The sequence below is a fragment of the Azospirillum sp. TSO35-2 genome (assembly GCF_003116095.1).
In the GTDB taxonomy this organism is placed as follows: Bacteria; Pseudomonadota; Alphaproteobacteria; order Azospirillales; family Azospirillaceae; genus Azospirillum.
Genome location: NZ_LGRA01000021.1, coordinates 1,062,798 through 1,079,537, shown reverse-complemented (window position 1 = coordinate 1,079,537; position 16,740 = coordinate 1,062,798). Strand labels below are relative to the sequence as shown.

Genomic DNA, 16,740 nt, shown 5'->3' with positions numbered 1-16,740 from the left:
CTCGGTTCCTGTGGAGTTCGGGTCACTCGCCCATGGCGGAGGTGGCGGGCGTCGGTTTCACGAGAAGGCGTCGGGGCAGCGCCGCCAGAACCGCCGGGTCGGGCAGGAAGACCCGCCAGGGCAGGCCGGTGGCGCGGCGGTAAAGGATGGCGGCGGTGGCGAAGACCAGGGCGTAGGCGACGGTGGACACCAGGGCGGCGGCCAGGATCCCGCCGTCGCGCAGGAAGAGAAGCAGCCCGCCCATCGTCACCACCATGCCCAGCAGATGCGCCAGGGTCGCGGTGAAGGGCCGGTTCTCGGCGTAGAGCCCGTTCAGCAGGATCGCCGCCGCGGCGTAGAGCACGGCCCCCGGCAGCATCAGGCGCAGCGGCAGCGCGCTGTCGGCGAAGGCCGGGCCGTAGACGAGGCGGATGGCGAGGTCGGCGAAGACGAACAGCCCGCCGCCCAGCACCCCGCCGACCGCGAAGGTCGCCTGCAGGCTGTTCAGCACCAGATCGCGTCCCGACCGGCCGCGGCGGGCCGCCGCCGGCATCACCACGGTGGCGAGCGCGCTCGACAGGCTGACGATCAGCCAGGACAGGCTGGTGGCCAGCGCGTACAGCCCGACCTGCGCCGCCGGCAGGTAGGCGGGGATGATCAGCAGGTCCAGCCGCTGGGTGACGACCCCGCCCACCACGTCGCCGTGGGTGCGCAGCGCGTACCAGAAGGTGCGGCGGCCCAGCGCCCAGTCCGGCCGGGCGAGGCCGTGGCGCGACAGGATGCGCGCGGTCGCCGCGACCAGCACCAGCGTGCTCATCGCCGCCTGGGCGGCCACCGCGGTCTCGACGGTGAAGCGGCCGGCCGCCCACAGCGCCAGATAGGCGGCGGCGACGCCGGCCGGCTGGACGAAGTTCAGGGTGTTGAAGGTGCGGAAATCCTGGTCACCCAGCAGCAGGCCCAGCATCAGTTCCGACAGGAGCGCCAGCGCGATCATCGGCAGGTAGAGGCGGGCCAGCGCCAGCGTCTCCGCCGGCTGGGCCGCCAGCAGGGTCGGCAGCAGGAACAGCCCGGCGGCGATCGCCGCGGCGGCGACCGGCATCAGCATCAAGGCCCAGCTCGACATCAGCCGGCCGGCCACCGACGGGTCGCGCGACAGGGCGTAGGTCACCGCCTTGCCGCAGCCCATGCCGAACAGCCAGCCCAGCAGCTGCGTCGTGGTCAGGACCGCGGTCAGCGCCCCCCGGCCATCGGGACCCAGCGTCCGGGCGACCAGCACGCCGGTCAGCAGGCCGAGCCCCATGGTCGCGGCGGTGACGAGGATCGTGGCGGCCCCATCCCGAACGAAGCTGCGGGGTGTCGTTGTCCGGGCTGGCTGATCCGTGGAACGGCTTGGCATCGCGCAATCATTCCCTGTGGTGGCGCCGGGTCGTTGTCTGGGACTGGATGCGGGTTTCCCCATCGGGGACACCGATGGTCGGTGGAGGATTTGCGGTTTTAAAAGAACATTTCTGCTCGGTAACCGAACTGCCCGGTTATTTCTTGCGAACTTGTTGGGGTGTCCAACAGAAGTTCTGGGCCGAGAGACGCCGCCACAACAAGAAAACTGGCAAAAGTTTAATGTCGTTACTGTGACCGTTGGTTCCTGTTCCTTCGCAACTGCACACCGAACGGTAGTAGGGAACCGCGGCAACGGTCAACGCCGCTTTCGGAACTCTTCTTCCAAAACACTGCAGGGGTATTTTTTTCCGACCGCCCGATGACGCAATTCCGGCGTGCTAGCGTATCGTTCGGGTCAGACGTATGGCTGGGGCCAATCCACCAGCGGACGGGGTACTCCCCCGCCGGTCGGGCGCCGCACGGGCGGTGAGCCGTGTGCGCGGCTGCGCCCGTTTCACGGGTGCCGGGTGCCGGTCAGGCGGGCGGGGCGCCAGCGTCGGCGGGGCCGTCAGCGGGCGTGGACCGTGCGCGCGCCGGTCGATCCGCGCACCACGCAGGTGCCGCCCAGCACCAGCTTGCGGCTGGGGCGGTCCGGGGACTCCAGCCGTTCGAACAGCAGCGCCATCGCCGAATGGCCGATGTCCTGCACCGGCTGCTCGATCACCGTCAGGCCGGGGCCGACCAGCTCGGTCCAGGGTTCGTTGTCGAAGCCGGCGACCGCCAGCCCGTCCGGGATGGCGAGGCCGAGCCGGTGCGCCGCCTTGACGACCCCCATCAGGAACAGGCTGTTGCTGACGACGAAGGCCTCCGGCCGGTCGGGCTCCGCCATCCAGCGCACCACCGCCTCCTCCGCCGCATCGGCGTAGGGGGCGAGGAAGCGGGCATCCGGCGTCAGGCCGCGCGCGGCCATGGCGGCGCGGTAGCCCTCGTGCCGTTCGGCTCCGGTGGTGCTGGTGTTGCCGAACAGGCCGGCGATGCGGCGATAGCCGCGGTCGTGCAGATGCTCCACCAGCATGGCGGCGGCGCGCGCGTTGTCCAGCACCACGGCGTCGTGCCGGCCGGTGGGGGCGTTGCGGTCGATCAGCACGACGGGGAAATCGAGGTCCAGCGTGTCGAGCCGGCCCAGCGTCGCGCTGGTGGGGGCGAAGATCAGGCCGGTGATCCGCTCCTCCTGCATCAGGCGCAGGTACAGCTCCTCGCGTTCCGGGTTCTCGTCGCTGTTGCACAGGATGACGCGCATCCCGGCGCGGTAGGCCGCATCCTCCACCGCCCGGCTGACCGCGGTGAAGAAGGGGTTGCGGATGTCCGACACGATCAGCCCGATGGTCTGCGAATGCTGCGAGCGCAGCCGCCGCGCCGACAGGTTCGGGCGGTAGCCGGTGGCCCGCACCGCGTCCTCCACCCGCTTGCGCAGCGCTTCGCTGACCGGGCCGTTGCCCAGCACGCGCGACACGGTGGCGACCGACACCCCGGCGGCCTGGGCCACGTCCTTGATGCCGGCCTTGGCGTTCGCGGTCTTGGCCGTGGCTTTGGCCTGGGTGGGGGCTTTGGCGGTGACGCTCATGTCGAAACCGATCGTGAGGGGGCGCCCCGAATGGGGAGGGCGATCTTACCGACGGCCGCCCCGGCTTGACCAGGGACCGCCGTTTTCTGAAAACGTTTCCATCGACTTGCCGAAAACATCCCCCATTTTTCGTCCGCACACAAGCCGTTCTTCCAGAAAACCCTTTATGCTGCAACGCAACAAGCGTTGACAGGGACTCTGTAATCGTTTTCACTGAGTGGCAAGAGGACGCACAAGAACCTGCGGAGGAGACGGTCGTCATGGCCCCCGAGACGCACACCCTTAGTCTGCCCCCCGATCTGATCCGCCTGGGCGCCAGCCCCGCCGGCAAGGAGGCGGCGATCCGCGAGGCGGCGCAGCTGCTGATCGCCGCGGGCTGCATCGATCCCGCCTATGCCGACAGCATGATCAAGCGGGAAACGGTGGCGAACACCTTCCTCGGCCATGGCGTGGCCATCCCGCACGGCATGGTCGACGACCGCAACCTGGTGCGCCGCAACGGCATCGCCATCCTCCAGGTGCCGGACGGCGTGGTGTGGAACGACGGGCAGACCGCCCGGCTGGTCGTCGCCATCGCCGCCCAGTCCGATGCGCACATCGCCGTGCTGCGCCGGCTGACCCGCCTGATGCAGGACGAGGAGCGGCTGAACGTCCTGTTCGCCACCCGCGACCCCGCCGATCTGGTGACGGCCCTGACGGAGGAGGGCGCCCCCCCCGCCGCTTCGGCGTCCGACGCCGGCGATCTGGCGGAGCGGTTCGACTGGGTGGTCGACTACCCGACCGGCCTGCACGCCCGCCCGGCCGCCGCCTGGGTCGAGGCCGCCCGCCCCGCCGCCGGCCGCGTCCGCATCCGCCACGACGGCGAGGTCGCCGACGCCAAGACGCTGGTGGCGCTGCTGCAGCTCGGGCTGCGCCCCGGCGACCGCATCACCGTCTCCGCCGACGGCCCCGACGCCGCCGCGACGCTGAGCCGCCTGCGCGCCACCATCACCGGTTTGAGCGCGCGCGAGAAGGCCGACGCCGCGGCTGCGGCGCGCAAGGCCAAGGCGCCGGTGCAGGGCTGGACCCCGCCGGCCGCGGCAGAAGGCCGTGCCATGCCGGTGGTCGCCGGCCTCGGCGCCAGCCCCGGCCTCGCCATCGGTCCGGTGCATGTGCTGCCCAAGACCGACCTGACGGTTCCCGACCGTCCGGCCCCGCTGTTGGACGGAGGCAACCGCCTGCACGAGGCGCTGAACCTGACCCGCCAGCAGTTGAAGGCGCTGGCCGACGACACCGCCCGCCGGCTGGGCCCGGCGGAGGCGGGGATCTTCGCCGCCCAGTCCGAACTGCTGAACGACACCGACGTCATCACGCTGGCCTGCCAGCTGATGGTGGAGGGCCACGGGCCGGGCTGGTCCTGGCACGAGGCGGTGGAGCGCAGCGCGTCGCGGCTGGCGGCCAACCCCAACCCGGTGCTGGCCGCCCGCGCCGCCGACCTGCGCGACGTCGGCCGCCGGGTGCTGACCCGCATCGACCCCGACCTGCGCGGCGGCTCGATCCGCGACCTGCCGGACACCCCCTGCATCCTGGTCGCCGACGACCTGTCGCCGTCCGACACCGCGGCGCTCGACATGGGCCGGGTGATCGGTCTGGCGACGGCGCAGGGCGGCCCGACCTCCCACACCGCGATCCTGGCGCGCACGCTGGGGCTGCCGGCGATGGTGGCCGGCGGCGGCGCCCTGATGGAGCTGACCGACGGCACGACCGCCATCCTCGACGGCCAGTCCGGCCGGCTCCATCTCGACCCGGCGGAGGCCGACCTCGCCTCCGCCCAGGACTGGATCGAGGAGCAGCGCGTCAAGAAGGCCCAGCAGGAGGAGCGGCGCGGCCTGCCCGCCCGCACCCGCGACGGCCATGCGGTGGAGATCGGCGCCAACGTCAACCGCCCGGACCAGGTGCCGGTCGCCCTGTCGCAGGGCGCCGAGGGCGTCGGCCTGATGCGCACCGAGTTCCTGTTCCTGGAACGCGGCGACGCCCCGACCGAGGACGAGCAGTACGAGACCTACCGCGCCATGCTGGAGGCGCTCGACGGCCGTCCGCTGATCGTCCGCGCGCTCGACATCGGCGGCGACAAGCAGGTGCCGCACCTGCATCTGCCGCACGAGGAGAATCCCTTCCTCGGCGTGCGCGGTGCCCGGCTGCTGCTGCGCCATCCGGAGCTGCTGGAACCGCAGGTCCGCGCGCTCTACCGCGCCGCCAAGGCGGCGACGCCGGGGGCGCTGTCGATCATGTTCCCGATGATCACCACGCTGCGCGAGATCGAGACGCTGCGCGCGGTCTGCGACCGCATCCGCGGCGAACTGGACGCGCCGGCGGTGCCGCTCGGCATCATGGTGGAGGTGCCGGCCGCCGCCATCCAGGCCGACGTGCTGGCCCGCCACGTCGATTTCTTCTCCATCGGCACCAACGACCTGACCCAGTACGCGCTGGCGGTCGACCGCCAGCACCCCGAACTGGCGGCGGAGGCCGACAGCCTGCACCCGTCGGTGCTGCGCCTGATCCGCATGACGGTGGAGGGGGCGGACCGCCACGGTCGCTGGGTCGGCGTCTGCGGCGGCATCGCCGGCGACCCGTTCGGCGCGGCGCTGCTGGCCGGCCTCGGCGTGCGCGAGCTGTCGATGACCCCGCGCGACATCCCCGGCGTCAAGGACCGCCTGCGCGGCAGCGATCTGGCGAGCCTGAAGGCGCTGGCGCAGCGCGCGGTGGACTGCGAATCCTCCGACGAGGTGCGCGCGCTGGACGGTGCGCCATGAGCGGGGACATCGTGAACGGCGGCAAGCCGGTCGTCACCGTCACGCTGAACCCGGCGATCGACCAGACCATCACGGTCGACGCGCTGACGCCGGGCAGCGTCCACCGGGCCCGGGCGGTGCGCCACAACGCCGGCGGCAAGGGCGTCAACGTCGCCAGTTGCCTCGCCGACTGGGGCACGCCGGTGGTCGCCACCGGCCTGCTCGGCGCCGGCAACGCCGCGCCGTTCGAGACGCTGTTCGCGGCCAAGGGCATCGCCGACGCCTTCCTGCGGCTGGCCGGCGAGACGCGGGTCAACATCAAGATCGCCGACCTCGCCGCCAACGACACCACCGACATCAACCTGCCCGGCCTGACCGCCGATGACGGCGCGTTGCAGCGGGTGCGCCACACGCTGCACGACCTGATGGAGCCGGGCACCACGGTGCTGCTGGCCGGCAGCCTGCCGGACGGGCTGCCGGTCGACGCCTACGCCACGCTGACCGCCGACCTGACGGAGCTGGGCGGGCGTGTCGTGCTGGACAGCAGCGGGGCGCCGCTGGCGGCGGCGCTGGCGACGACCGGCGCGCTGCCCCACTGCATCAAGCCGAACCGCCACGAGTTGGAGGATTGGGCCGGCCGGCCGCTGCCGACCACCGCCGACCTGCTGGCGGCGGCGCGCGACCTGCACCGCCGCGGCGTGGCGGTGGTGGTGGTGTCGCTGGGCGCCGACGGCGCGCTGTTCGTCACCGGCGACACCGCGCTGCGGGGCCGGCTGCCGCCGGTCACCGCGCTGAGCACCGTCGGGGCCGGCGATGCGATGGTGGCCGGGCTGATCGCCGCCTTCCAGGAGGATGGCGATCCGGAAACCCTGGCGCGGCTGTCGGTGGCCTTCGCCGCCGCCAAGCTCCGCCGGTTCGGCCCGAACCTGCCCGACCCGGCGACGGTGCGGGCCCTGGCGGCCAAGGTAGAGCTGACCGCAATGTCCTGACGCGCGACACGACCCCACTTCAAGCGACAAGCAACGACGACAGGGCGGGCAACGGCCCGCAAGGAGGAAATCATGGCGAACCTGCTGGCCGTGATCGCGGCGGGCGATCTCACCACCCAGGCCGTGCTGGCGGCCGAAGCGCTGCGCAAGGCCGCCGGCACGCTGGGTCACCACATCGATGTGGAGATCCGCACCAGCCTCGGCATCCAGTCACCGCTCGACGCCGCCGCGCTGCCGTCGGCCGAGGGCGTCGTGCTGGTCGGCGGCGGCGACCTCGACGAGGGGCGCTTCGGCGGTCTGGCGCGCACCAGCGTGTCGCTCGACAGCGTGCTGACCGATGCGCGCGCGGTGCTGGAGCGGGCGCTGGGTGCGGCGAACGCGCCGGCGGCGAAAGCCGTTCCGGCCGCCGCCGCCGCCGCCGCCGCGCCGCGCCGCATCGTCGCCATCACCTCCTGCCCGACCGGCATCGCCCACACCTTCATGGCGGCCGAGGGCATCCAGCAGGCGGCGACCGCGCTCGGCCACAAGGCGCGGGTGGAGACGCAGGGCTCCGTCGGTGCCCGCGACACGCTGACCGACGCCGAGATCCGCGACGCCGACATCGTGCTGATCGCCGCCGACACCCAGGTCGACCTGTCGCGCTTCGCCGGCAAGCGCGTCTTCCTGAGCGGCACCAAGCCCGCCATCAACGACGGCAAGGCGCTGGTCACCCGCGCGCTGGCCGAGGCGAAGCCCCATGGCGCCGCCCCGCTGGCCGACGCGGTCGCCGCCGGCAAGACCGAGCGGGCGGCGCAGCGCACCGGTCCCTACAAGCACCTGATGACCGGCGTGTCCTTCATGCTGCCCTTCGTGGTGACCGGCGGCCTGCTGATCGCGCTGGCCTTCGCGCTGGGCGGCATCTACGTCTATGAGGAGTCCAACGCCGGGACGCTGGGCTACGCCCTGTTCCAGATCGGCGCCAAGTCGGCCTTCGCGCTGATGGTGCCGGCGCTGGCCGGCTACATCGCCTTCTCCATCGCCGACCGCCCCGGCATCGCGCCGGGCATGGTGGGCGGCATGCTGGCCGGCAGCATCGGCGCCGGTTTCCTCGGCGGCATCGTCGCCGGCTTCATCGCCGGCTACGGCACCGCCTTCCTCAACCGCCACATCAAGCTGCACCGCAACCTGGAAGGGCTGAAGCCGGTGCTGATCCTGCCGCTGCTGGGTTCGCTGCTGACCGGCCTGATGATGATCTACGTCGTCGGCACCCCGGTCGCCGAGGCGCTGGCCTGGATGAGCGCCTGGCTGAAGGGCATGCAGGGCAGCAGCGCCGTGCTGCTGGGCCTGCTGATCGGGGCGATGATGGCCTTCGACATGGGCGGCCCGGTCAACAAGGCGGCCTACGCCTTCTCCACCGGCCTGATCGCCAGCCAGGTCTACACCCCGATGGCCGCGGCGATGGCCGCCGGCATGGTGCCGCCGCTGGGGCTGGCGCTGGCGACCAAGCTGTTCGCCGACCGCTTCACCCATGAGGAGCGCGAGGCCGGCAACGCCGCCGCGGTGCTGGGCATCGCCTTCATCACCGAGGGCGCCATCCCCTTCGCCGCCCGCGACCCGCTGCGCGTCATCCCGGCGCTGATGATCGGCGGCGCGCTGACCGGCGCCATCTCCATGGCCATCGGCGCCGAGCTGAAGGTTCCGCACGGCGGCGTCTTCGTGCTGCCGATCCCCAACGCGGTGACGCACCTGCTGGGCTACATCCTGGCGCTGGTCGTCGGCACCGTGGTGACCGCCGTTGCCCTGCGCGTCCTGAAGAAGCCGGTCGCCGTGGTGGCGGTGCCGCCGCCGGCCACCCAAGGGGCCGGGGCGCACGCCTGACCGGCTCCACCGTTTCCTCCCGGCCTTGCCCCCTGTCCGCCCCGGCGGAGAGGGGGTTTTCTTTTTTCGAAAAAACCGCGCCAGCTTTCGCCCGCTCCGCCGTGTGCAGGGTCACGACACCGTCCGGAGTGACATCCCATGCTCGACGAAAAGCCCGACGTCATGCTGGGCAACATGCTGCTGCATGTGAACCTGCTGGCCCTTGGCACCCTGATGACCAAGATGATGGCGGAGCAGTTCCGCAACGCCGAGGATCCGGCCGGCAAGGCGGACGAGTGGCTGCGCCTGTTCGAGGCGACGGCCGCCCAGATGACCTTCGCCAACGAGACGCCGGAGTGGAGCGACCTGACCGCCCAGGAATTCCGCGACGTCCTGATGCAGCACATCCACCGCGCCCGCGCCATGGCGCTGGGGGAACCGTGCGACCCGCGCGCCTATCTCCGCTACCATGGCGATGATGCAAAGCCGAAGCTTCCCGCATAGGTTCGTTGAAGCCACGCACGAATCAAAACGGCCCCGCTCAAGAAAAGTTACGATCGCACGCAGGACTCCATCGCCGCCGCCGTACCAGTGAACAGACGCGGGCATGACGCCGCGGACAAGTTCACAGACGGAACGGCACCGAACATGGACGGGAACGCGACACGGCGGACCGACAGCTTGCTGCGTCTGGCGGTTCAGCACCACAACGCCGGACAGACCGAGCGGGCGGAGCGGTTCTACCGTGAAATCCTGCGGATCGACCCCAGCCACAGCGACGCCGCCCATCTTCTCGGCCACATCGCCTACCAGGACGGGCGCCGCCGCGACGCGACCGCCCTGTTCGACACCGCCGCCCGCGGCAACGCCCTGGTCGGGTCCTACCACCTTGCGTTGGGGCAGGCCCTGCTCGACCAGGGGCGGGCGGGCGAGGCGCTGGCCGCCGCCCGCCGCTCGCTGGCGCTCAACCCCGACGACGCCGACGCGCTGTGCCTGCTGGGCGCCCTGGCCGGACGGCTGGGACGGCCGGTGGTCGCGCTGCGCTGCTACCGTGCCGCGGTGCGTCTGGTGCCGGGTGCGGCGGAGCCGCGGCTCGGGCTGGGCCGCGCGCTGGAGGATCTGCGGCAGGTCGACGCCGCGCTGGGCTGCTACCGGCTGGCGGCGCGGATGTGCCCCAAGGACGCGGCGATCCGCATCACGCTGGCCAACGCGCTGCGCCGCTGGAGCCGCGGGGCCGAGGCGGCGGTGGCCTATCGGGAGGCGATCCGGCTTGGCGTCGACAACGCGTCGGTCTGGGCCAATCTGGGCGCCACCGTCCAGACGCTGGGCGATGCCGCCGCGGCGGAGGAGGCGTACCGGCAGGCGCTGCGCCGCCAGCCCGACCACACCGAAACCCGCAACAATCTCGGCCTGCTGCTGCACGCCCTCGGCCACCACGGCCCGGCGCGCGACCGGTTCCGCAGTGCCCTGGCGATCGACCCGGCCCATGTGCCGGCGCTGGTCAATCTGGGGCTGGCGGAGGCGGCGCTCGGCCACCCCGGCCAAGCGGAGGCGTGGCAGCGCCGCGCCATCGCCCATGACGGCCGGCAGGCCGAGGCCTGGAACAATCTGGGCAACGTCCGCAAGGCGCAGGGCCGCTCCGCCGAGGCGGATGTCTGCTGGCGGCGGGCGCTGGCGCTCAACCCCGCCTTCGCCGACGCGCTCGGCAACCGGGGTGCCGACTTGGCTGACCATGAGGCGTTCGCGGCGGCGGCGGTGCAGGTGCGGCGGGCGATCCGGCTGATGCCGGGGCACGCGCCGCTGCACGCCGTGCTGGCCTACGCGATGAACGGGGCGCAGCGGCCGACCGAAGCCGCCGCCGCCTGCCGCCGTGCGCTGGCGCTGGCACCGGCGCTGGCCGACCCGCTGTGCACGCTGGGTCTGGCGGAGCAGCTTCAGGGCAACCCCGCCGCCGGCCGCTGGTTCGACCGTGCCGTCGCCGCGGCGCCGAGCCACGCGCTGGCCCGTTTCAACCGCGGTCTGCTGTCGCTGGAGCGCGGGGCGCTGACCGCCGGCTGGGCCGACTACGCCTACCGCTTCAAAGCCGGGCGGGTGCGGCCGGAACGCCGCTTCACCATCCCGGAATGGCGGGGCGAGCCGCTGGCCGGCAAACGGCTGTTCGTCTGGCGCGAGCAGGGGGTGGGGGACGAGTTCCTGTTCGCCTCCTGCTATCCCGACCTGATCAAGCTGGCGGGAACGGTGGTGATCGAGTGCGAGCGCCGGCTGGTGCCGCTGTTCGCCCAGTCCTTTCCCAAGGCCATCGTCCGCGCCGAACAGCCGCCCTGCGGCCTGATGGAGGCCGAAGCCGTCGACGGCGACTACCACATCCCGGCCGGGTCGGTGCCGCGCCTGCTGCGCGAGCGGCTGTCGGCCTTCCCCGAGCGGTCCTGCTGGCTCTACGCCGACCCCGGCCGCGTGTCCGACTGGCGCGAGCGGCTGGACGCCGCCGGCGACGACCTGCGCGTCGGCATCAGCTGGCGCAGCCAACTGATGACCGCCGACCGCCGCTCCGCCTATCTGCCGCTGGACGCCTGGGGGCCGTTGTTCGCGGTGCCCGGCGTCACCTTCGTCAACCTGCAATACGACGATTGCCGGGCCGAGATCCTGGATGCGGAACGCCGCTTCGGCGTTCCCATCTATGGCTGGAACGGGGTGGACCTGCGCAACGACTTCGAGGAGACGGCGGCGCTGGTCTCCGCCCTCGACCTCGTGATCGCGCCGGCGAACTCGGTTGCGGAACTGGCCGGCGCGCTCGGCGTGCCGGTCTGGCGCTTCGGCCGCCGCGACTGGACCCATCTGGGCACCGCCGGCCGGCCCTGGTACCCGTCGATGCGCACGTTCCAGCCGCTGCCGGGCCAGGGTCTCGAGCACACGCTGGGGCGGATTGCCGGCGAACTGACGCGGCTGCCGCGTGGCACGTAACCGTTACATCAGCCGGGGCGGCTGATCGGCGTCCTCGTCGAAGCCGCGGTCCGACGGGGCCAGCCGGAAGGCGGCGTCGAAGATGCGGTCGGCGAGGCCGGCGGGCGGACGGTCGTCCGACCGGCCCAGCGCCAGTTCCAGCGTGACCATCTCGTCCAGCATCGCCTGCGCCGTGACCGAACGCAGCAAAAGGCGCCGCGCGTCCCGCGCCACCGCGGGTGGCCACAGGGCGAGGTCGCCTCCATGGCGATCGAGCTGATCGCGAAACTCCTCATCCGTCATCGAACGAATCCCTGGCCGCCTGCGCGCTGGCGCGCAGCAGCAGGCGAAGCTGCTGGCGCGCGCGTTTCAACAGCGACTCTACCGCACCGGTGCTGATTTGCATAACGGTCGCGATGTCCGCGTTGCTTAAATTCTCGTAATAAAACAGGGTTACCGCGGCGCGCTGCTGCGGCGTCAGCTTCGACTGGGCGTCGACCAGCCGGGCGGCGACCTGCTGGCGGTGGATGGTGCTGACCGCGTCCGGCGCGCCGTCCGACGGCTCGGCGACCGCGTCCAGCTCCTGGCCGACCGGCCGGCGCTTGTGGTCGATGCAGCGGTTGACCACCACCCGGTAGAGCCAGGTGGTGAAGCGGGCGCCGCCGTCGTCGGTCCATTGGGCGCGGCGCTGCCAGACCTGGAGGAAGGCGTCCTGGACGACGTCCTCCGCCTCCGCCTCGTTGCCGGTCAGGCGGCGGGCCAGCGCGTAGGTGCGCTTCAGATGACGATGCACCAGACGGCGGTAGGCCGTCTGGCTGCCGGACCGGATCTGCGCCATCAGCGCCTCGTCCGGTTCCTCGTCGCTGGGGATGTCGACGCCCGCCGTCACCGGCCCGCGGTTGAGCAGGCGCCCGCGCTCGTCAAGCCGAGATTCCGCCATGAGCATGATCCATCGTTCTCCCGACGACGGACGCATGCGGCCCTTTGGCCGTGGCACCGACGACAGTGGACGGCCCGCCGCGTTCTGCGGCGATGGCCTGCCAAGCCTTCAGCATGAAGGCCGTCTGGCGGATAACCGATTCGCACGCCGCCACCGGATCCTTCCGGCTGGCGGCAGCGCCGGCCTGGACGATCAGGCGGTGGTAGAACCGTCGAAGCGTCCAGGCGATATCTTCATTTTTATCGAAAACCAGAATGGAATCAAGGCCCGCGAACACCATGACCGCGCGTTCGATCGCCGCATGATGGGCCTCGAACCGGCGGGCGGCGGCGGCGTCGCGCGCGGCGTGCAGATGGGTCATCGCCCGCTCGTACAGCCGCACCACCGCGACCAGCGGCGGCACCGCGCTGTTGGCGGTCGCATAGGCGGAGAGGGCCTTGGAGTAAGCGGCATTGCGCATGGCGCCAAATCCTTAGTCTGGAGGGAGGCCTTGCCGTCCGGGGCGTTTTCGTCGGTGAGGGCGGTCAACTGCTGCTGTCGCTGCTGTCGGTGTAGGTCAACTGCTGCAGCAGCAGCGCCGCCGTCTCCGCCGCCGCCTCCAGCCGGGCGTAATAGGCGGTCAGCGTGGTGCGGTAGGCTTCCGCCTTGGTCTTGATGTCGCTGGAGCGGCTTTCCAGCTCGGTGTCGGTGGTTTCCAGGTCGTCGATCGCCGACGTCAGGTCGCTGTCGTAATCGTCGGCGGCGGAGGAGATGGCGCTGTAGAGCTTGTCGGCCAGCCCCTGCGAGAAATCGACGTCGACGCTGCCGCTGCTGCCGCTGTAGACCAGAACGATGCCTTCGTAGGCGGTGCCGGTGGCGCCGACGATGCGGTTGCCGCTGACCGTGAACAGGCTGTCGTCGCCATCGACCGACGCGGAACTGAGCGTTCCGTCGTCGCCCCTGACGATGTCGAGCGTGAAGGACAGCGACGACTGGTTGCTGTTGTAGCGCAGCAACGACAACTGGCTCGACGACGCGGTCATGTTGAGGCCGAGCAACTGCTTGACGCCGTCGAGGTTGTCGGTCAGCATGGTGTTCAGCGTGTCTTCGTCCAGTTCCAGATTGTTGGAGCTGTCGAAGGTGATGCCGAGCGAGGCCATCGACAGCACGGTGCCGTCGTCGGTGGTGATGGTGGTGTTCAGCGCGCTGCTGACCGAGGAGGTGATCTGCCGCAGCAGGCTGTCGGCGAACAGGGTCGCGTCGTCGCTCTTGGTGCCGTCGGAGGTCGTCGCCTGCTGCTGCACCACGAAGTCGCGGTAGGCGTTGTAGGCGTCGACGAAGTCGGAGATCGCCGACTTGATCGAGGACAGGTCGGTCGACACCTCCATCGACACCGCGGTGTCGGGGCTGGCGGTGTAGAGGTTCAGCGTCACGCCTTCGATGGCGTCGTCGATCGTGTTGGAACTGCGGGTGATGGTGACGCCGTCGATCTCGACGATCGCGTCCTGCACCGCCACCAGTTCGTTCTTGATCGTCGTTCCGTCGCTGTCGGTCAGGCCGAGCGAACCCAGCACGCCGTCGCCGCCGTCGGTCAGCGAGATCCCCTCGCCGGTGTTGTTGGCGGTCAGGATCAGCTGGTAGCTGGAATCGCTGACCTGCACGATGCTGGCGGTGACGCCGCTGGTGGTCTTCTGCGCGTTGATCGCGTCGCGCAGGTCGGTCAGGCTGTCGTCGGATTCCATCGAGATGGTCACCGCGGTGCCGTCGGCGGCCTGCAGCGTGAAGCTGCCGGACTGGCCCAGCGCGTCGGTCTTGCTGGTGACGCTGTCGGCGCCGATCTTGTGCTTGGTCGCCAGCTGCTGCACCACCACCGAATAGGTCCCGACGTCGGTGTCGTCGTCCACGGTGGCGCTGAACACGTCGTCGTCGCCGATGTAGGCGGTGCGCTGGCCGAACAGGTTCGAGGACGCGCCGGTTGATGTGCTGCGGTTGCGCAGGCCGTCGATCGAGCTGTTCACCGTTTGCAGCAGATCCTGCAAGTCGGTGTAGGCGCTGATCTTCGCTTCGTTGGCGGTGATCTTGGCGTCGATCCGGTCGGACTTGACCAGTCGCGCCTGCACTTTCGCCTCGATCAGCGTCGCATAATCGATGCCGGTGCCGGAATCGCTGGAGGACAGCGCCGCATAGCCGGTGGAGGCCGCGGTCGTGGTGGTGGTCGTGGAGGAGGTGGAACTGACGGTGGTCATGACGGCATACCTCCCCCGTGGCCGACCGCGGAAACCCCGGGCGGCGGGGCGGCGGCTGGCGGTGCGAAGCGGCGATGGATGGGTGACGATGAGGGTGGAGATGGCCGCCGGCCGGCGATGAACCGCAAGAGTGTGAGGCTGTGCGGCGTCGTCCCGGACCGGCGGCCGGCGAACCGTCAGCGGAGAAGGGAGAGCAGATTCTCCGGCATCGAGTTCGCTTGGGAGAGGACCGCGATGGCGGCCTGTGTCAGCACCTTGGTCGAAGACAGCTTCGACTGTTCCTCGGCGACGTCGACGTCCATGATGTCGGACTGCGCGGCCTCGGTGTTCTCGATCGTGGTGTCGATCATGTCGCTGCGGAATTCGAACCGCGAGATCAGCGCGCCGACGTCGGCGCGGGCGTCCGACAGGCTGGTCACCGCGCTGTCCAGCGCGGTCAGCGCGGCGGCGGCGGTCGCCGAGGTCGAGACGTCCAGCGTGCTGATGCCCAGCGACGTGGTGGTGGTGGCGGCGATGGAGACGTTGATGTTGTCGGTGGAGGTGGTGCCGACGCGGAAATCGACGCCCGTCGCCCAGTTGCCGGTGCCGTCGAGCAGCGACACGTCGTTGAAGCGGGTGCCCGAGGCGACACCGTCGATTTCCTCCGACAACTGCTGGAACTCGGCGTCCAGATAGCTGCGCTCGTTGTCGGTGACCGAGCCGGACAGCGACTGCGTCGCCAGCGACCGCATGCGCTGCACCATGTCGGAGATGCTCGACATGCCGCCGTCGGCGGTCTGCAGGATCGACGACCCGTGCGAGGCGTTGGTGGCCGCCTGGTTCAGCACGGTGATGTCCGACTGCAGCGAAGTGCCGACGGCCAAGCCCGCCGCGTCGTCCGACGCCTTGGTGATGCGCGATCCGCTGGCGATCTTCGAGACCGAGTCGGACTGGCTCGCGGAGTTGATGTTCAGGTAGCGAAGGGCCGAATTGGAAGCCGTGTTGGTCGTGATGACGGGCATGATGTGGTCTCCTGATCGAACCGGGCCGTTTCGGCGACCCTCACTGGGACTCACGGCGGACGCGGCGGAAACTGGCGGGCTTTTTCGTTCGGATTAGCGCTTTTTTGCGCATCCCGGCGCGGGGGAGAAAAACGTCGTTTTTACAGGTACTTGGACAGGTTGTTCTCTTCCAGGATCTTCATCAGGCTCATGGTTGCCTCGAGCGACGCCTGGAGCTGCGACAGCTTGGTGGTGGATTCCGCCAGATCGACGCTGCGGATGTCGTCGACCTGGGTTTGCAGCACGAGCTGCTCGTCGACGTGGCGGTCGATCGTGCGTTCCAGCGAGGCGCTGTTCGCGCTCAGCTTGGCCTGGACGATCGACAGGCCGTCGGTCGAGTCCGACGCCAATTGCGTCGCCTCGGCCAGCAGATCGTCGTCCACCGGATCGGTCGACATGTTGGCGATCAGGCTGAAGGCGCGCAGCGCCTTCTCGAAGGCCGGGTCGTCGGCGGTGACGCCGTAGGACAGCACCAGATCGTCGGCCGCCTGGAAATGCGCGATCGTCGAATCGCCCTGGTAATAGCTGGTGTCGGCGCTGGACGGGTAGGTCGCTGCCGCGTAGCTGCCGCTGTCGATGTCGACCGCCGGCTGGTCGGTGCTGCCGCCGGCGAACAGGTAGCGCCCCTCCTGCTGGGTGTTCATCAGGCCGGCGAACTCCTTCATCAGCTCGCTGGCCTCCGCCACCACGCCGTCGACGCCGGCGGCGTTGTCGCCCTGCAACCCGGTGATCAGCGCGCTGAGCCGCGAGGTCAGGTCGGTCATGCCGCCGACCGCGTCGTACATCGACTGGATGCGGCCGTTCACGACCTCGCCCTCGTCGACATACTGCTCCAGCCGCTTGTAGTGGCTTTCGAGGTTGACCAGCCGGCCGCTGTCCGACGCGATGCCCTTGTAGTCGGTGGAGTTCAAGCCGGTGGACGAGCGGACCTGCTCGGCCGCCACCTTGGCCTCGGCCTTCATCATGTACTGGACGAGCGTGTTCTGATGGTTGTAGGTCGCGACCCGTTCCATCGCGGT

At 70.5% G+C, this 16,740-nt stretch carries 13 protein-coding genes; 5 read left to right on the top strand and 8 right to left on the bottom strand.

The window, feature by feature from the left end:
• Positions 1-22: 22 nt before the first annotated feature.
• Together TSO352_RS20990 and TSO352_RS20980 are read right to left on the bottom strand one after the other, a co-directional pair.
• Positions 23-1,375: an oligosaccharide flippase family protein gene (locus TSO352_RS20990; protein ID WP_109109184.1), complete on the bottom strand. Its 1,353-nt coding sequence runs from the start codon at positions 1,373-1,375 to the stop codon at positions 23-25.
• A 549-nt stretch (positions 1,376-1,924) separates the two neighbouring features.
• A complete protein-coding gene (locus tag TSO352_RS20980) occupies positions 1,925-2,980 on the bottom strand; it encodes a LacI family DNA-binding transcriptional regulator (protein WP_247872285.1) in 1,056 nt (351 codons plus the stop codon).
• Positions 2,981-3,240: 260 nt separating this feature from the next.
• On the opposite strand from TSO352_RS20980, the gene ptsP reads away from it, so the two are divergent.
• The 5 genes from ptsP to TSO352_RS20955 all read left to right on the top strand — a co-directional run bounded on the left by ptsP (position 3,241) and on the right by TSO352_RS20955 (position 11,537).
• A complete protein-coding gene (gene ptsP / locus TSO352_RS20975) occupies positions 3,241-5,772 on the top strand; it encodes a phosphoenolpyruvate--protein phosphotransferase (protein WP_109109182.1) in 2,532 nt (843 codons plus the stop codon).
• Entirely contained in the window at positions 5,769-6,740 is a 972-nt protein-coding gene (gene pfkB / locus TSO352_RS20970) for a 1-phosphofructokinase (RefSeq protein ID WP_109109181.1), read from the top strand. Before ptsP ends, pfkB begins: the two co-directional genes overlap by 4 nt.
• 72 nt (positions 6,741-6,812) lie before the next feature.
• Positions 6,813-8,597 (top strand): PTS fructose transporter subunit EIIBC, encoded by a 1,785-nt coding sequence (locus TSO352_RS20965; RefSeq protein WP_109109180.1) that lies wholly within the window; start codon positions 6,813-6,815, stop codon positions 8,595-8,597.
• 138 nt (positions 8,598-8,735) lie between these two features.
• The gene (locus TSO352_RS20960; protein WP_109109179.1) at positions 8,736-9,080 is read left to right on the top strand and encodes a hypothetical protein; all 345 of its coding nucleotides are present in this window, start codon (positions 8,736-8,738) and stop codon (positions 9,078-9,080) included.
• Positions 9,081-9,224: 144 nt separating this feature from the next.
• On the top strand, positions 9,225-11,537 hold the full coding sequence (locus TSO352_RS20955; protein WP_109109178.1) for a tetratricopeptide repeat protein: 2,313 nt from the start codon (positions 9,225-9,227) through the stop codon (positions 11,535-11,537).
• A 3-nt stretch (positions 11,538-11,540) separates the two neighbouring features.
• On the opposite strand, the gene TSO352_RS20950 is transcribed toward TSO352_RS20955, so the two are convergent.
• The 6 genes from TSO352_RS20950 to TSO352_RS20925 all read right to left on the bottom strand — a co-directional run bounded on the left by TSO352_RS20950 (position 11,541) and on the right by TSO352_RS20925 (position 16,734).
• A complete protein-coding gene (locus tag TSO352_RS20950; protein WP_109109177.1) occupies positions 11,541-11,819 on the bottom strand; it encodes a hypothetical protein in 279 nt (92 codons plus the stop codon).
• Entirely contained in the window at positions 11,809-12,456 is a 648-nt protein-coding gene (locus TSO352_RS20945) for an RNA polymerase sigma factor (RefSeq protein WP_247872284.1), read from the bottom strand. Before TSO352_RS20945 ends, TSO352_RS20950 begins: the two co-directional genes overlap by 11 nt.
• On the bottom strand, positions 12,437-12,916 hold the full coding sequence (locus tag TSO352_RS20940) for a flagellar export chaperone FliS (protein WP_109109175.1): 480 nt from the start codon (positions 12,914-12,916) through the stop codon (positions 12,437-12,439). Before TSO352_RS20940 ends, TSO352_RS20945 begins: the two co-directional genes overlap by 20 nt.
• Positions 12,917-12,980: 64 nt before the next feature.
• The gene (gene fliD / locus TSO352_RS20935; protein WP_109109174.1) at positions 12,981-14,681 is read right to left on the bottom strand and encodes a flagellar filament capping protein FliD; all 1,701 of its coding nucleotides are present in this window, start codon (positions 14,679-14,681) and stop codon (positions 12,981-12,983) included.
• A gap of 176 nt (positions 14,682-14,857) precedes the next feature.
• On the bottom strand, positions 14,858-15,682 hold the full coding sequence (locus TSO352_RS20930) for a flagellin (protein WP_109109173.1): 825 nt from the start codon (positions 15,680-15,682) through the stop codon (positions 14,858-14,860).
• Between the two features lie 140 nt (positions 15,683-15,822).
• Entirely contained in the window at positions 15,823-16,734 is a 912-nt protein-coding gene (locus TSO352_RS20925) for a flagellin (protein WP_109109172.1), read from the bottom strand.
• Positions 16,735-16,740: the final 6 nt, after the last annotated feature.

Bases quoted from the DNA above. Each gene is read 5' to 3' on its own strand.
- TSO352_RS20990 (WP_109109184.1), bottom strand. From the start codon at position 1,375: ATGCCAAGCCGTTCCACGGATCAGCCAGCCCGGACAACGACACCCCGC.
- TSO352_RS20980 (WP_247872285.1), bottom strand. From the start codon at position 2,980: ATGAGCGTCACCGCCAAAGCCCCCACCCAGGCCAAAGCCACGGCCAAG.
- ptsP (WP_109109182.1), top strand. From the start codon at position 3,241: ATGGCCCCCGAGACGCACACCCTTAGTCTGCCCCCCGATCTGATCCGC.
- pfkB (WP_109109181.1), top strand. From the start codon at position 5,769: ATGAGCGGGGACATCGTGAACGGCGGCAAGCCGGTCGTCACCGTCACG.
- TSO352_RS20965 (WP_109109180.1), top strand. From the start codon at position 6,813: ATGGCGAACCTGCTGGCCGTGATCGCGGCGGGCGATCTCACCACCCAG.
- TSO352_RS20960 (WP_109109179.1), top strand. From the start codon at position 8,736: ATGCTCGACGAAAAGCCCGACGTCATGCTGGGCAACATGCTGCTGCAT.
- TSO352_RS20955 (WP_109109178.1), top strand. From the start codon at position 9,225: ATGGACGGGAACGCGACACGGCGGACCGACAGCTTGCTGCGTCTGGCG.
- TSO352_RS20950 (WP_109109177.1), bottom strand. From the start codon at position 11,819: ATGACGGATGAGGAGTTTCGCGATCAGCTCGATCGCCATGGAGGCGAC.
- TSO352_RS20945 (WP_247872284.1), bottom strand. From the start codon at position 12,456: ATGGCGGAATCTCGGCTTGACGAGCGCGGGCGCCTGCTCAACCGCGGG.
- TSO352_RS20940 (WP_109109175.1), bottom strand. From the start codon at position 12,916: ATGCGCAATGCCGCTTACTCCAAGGCCCTCTCCGCCTATGCGACCGCC.
- fliD (WP_109109174.1), bottom strand. From the start codon at position 14,681: ATGACCACCGTCAGTTCCACCTCCTCCACGACCACCACCACGACCGCG.
- TSO352_RS20930 (WP_109109173.1), bottom strand. From the start codon at position 15,682: ATGCCCGTCATCACGACCAACACGGCTTCCAATTCGGCCCTTCGCTAC.
- TSO352_RS20925 (WP_109109172.1), bottom strand. From the start codon at position 16,734: ATGGAACGGGTCGCGACCTACAACCATCAGAACACGCTCGTCCAGTAC.